Source organism: Polaromonas sp. P1_G4, assembly GCF_056405475.1.
In genome coordinates this window covers 1-1,207 of the sequence record NZ_JBFUCA010000841.1, presented here as the reverse complement: position 1 = coordinate 1,207, position 1,207 = coordinate 1, and the positions used below count along the sequence as shown (strand labels likewise).

1 protein-coding gene is annotated in these 1,207 nt (G+C 60.9%); it reads right to left on the bottom strand.

Going from position 1 to position 1,207, the window contains the following annotated elements; genetic code table 11:
* A partial coding sequence (gene phaZ, locus AC1D1X_RS23840; protein WP_477699416.1) for a polyhydroxyalkanoate depolymerase occupies window positions 1-1,023 on the bottom strand: 1,023 nt, incomplete at its 3' end.
* Window positions 1,024-1,207 lie beyond the last annotated feature (184 nt).

Genomic DNA, 1,207 nt, shown 5'->3' with positions numbered 1-1,207 from the left:
CGTCATGAGTGCCGTGCGGCGAATGGCAGCAGGTTTGACGAGACGGCCGCGATAGCTGAGCTTGCCCAGCGGCAGATCGTAGGTCTGGAAGACTTTTTCGACCGTTTCGAGATAGAACTCGGCTGGTAAATCGTTCACGGCCAGGTACTCGTCGTAAAACACGCGGATGATATTGGCCTTTTCCACATCACCGTCCACGAGGTGCTGGTACATGTCMTGGAAGGATTTTTTGTGCCGGTCCAGGTTCATGCTCAGAAAAGCGCTGAGCTGCACAAAACCGGGATACACGCGGCGCATGTAGCCGGCGTGCGGAAGCGGCACATGGCTGATCAGGTTTTTCTCGAACCACTCAATCGGCTGGCTGGTGGCCAGTGTGTTGACGCCTGTCGGGTTCACGCGGCAGTCCACCGGGCCGGCCATCAGGGTCAGGCTGCGTGGCTGGGCCGGGTCGTCGTCTTCAGCCATGATGGCGGTAGCCGCCAGTGCCGCCACGCAGGGCTGGCACACCGCCACCACATGGGTGCCGGGGCCAATAGCCTGGGTGAAGCGGATCATGTGGTCGATGTAGTCGTCCAGCGCAAACGGGCCGTGCCTTAGGGACACATCGCGCGCGTTGTGCCAGTCGGTGATGTACACGTCGTGGTCTTGCAGCAGGGTGCGCACGGTTTCGCGCAGCAGCGTGGCAAAGTGACCCGACAGCGGCGCTACCAGCAGCACCGGCGGCTGGAAGGGCAGGCCTGCGGGTGTTTCCTTGCGAAAGCGCAGCAGGGTGCCAAAGGGCATGGACAGAACGGTTTCTTCCGTCACGGCAAGTTCGCGCTCGCCCACCTTCACCGAGCTGATGCCGTAGGCCGGCCGGGTATGCGTCAGCCGCAGGCGTGAAAACACCTCCATGGACGCCGAAATCTTGCGGAGCAGGCTGCCTTCGGTTTTACCCAGCCAGAATGCCGCGCTACCGCCTTGGGCGAACAGGCGAAACGGCGACAGCAGGTCGGACTGGGTTTGGTAGGCCTGGTAAAGCATGGTTGTCCTGACATGAATCGGAATTCGTTGTCTCTTTGTCTCTGCCAGTCCATGCAGGCAAGTTACGGGCCAGTCGGAGCCGAAAAATGCAGGCTGGCATAAGCCTTGCGGGAGTTCATGCACCCATCCTGCTAGCCAGCAGGGCCTTTCCGGTTCAAGGAGCATGTGCATGGCCAAAGCCATC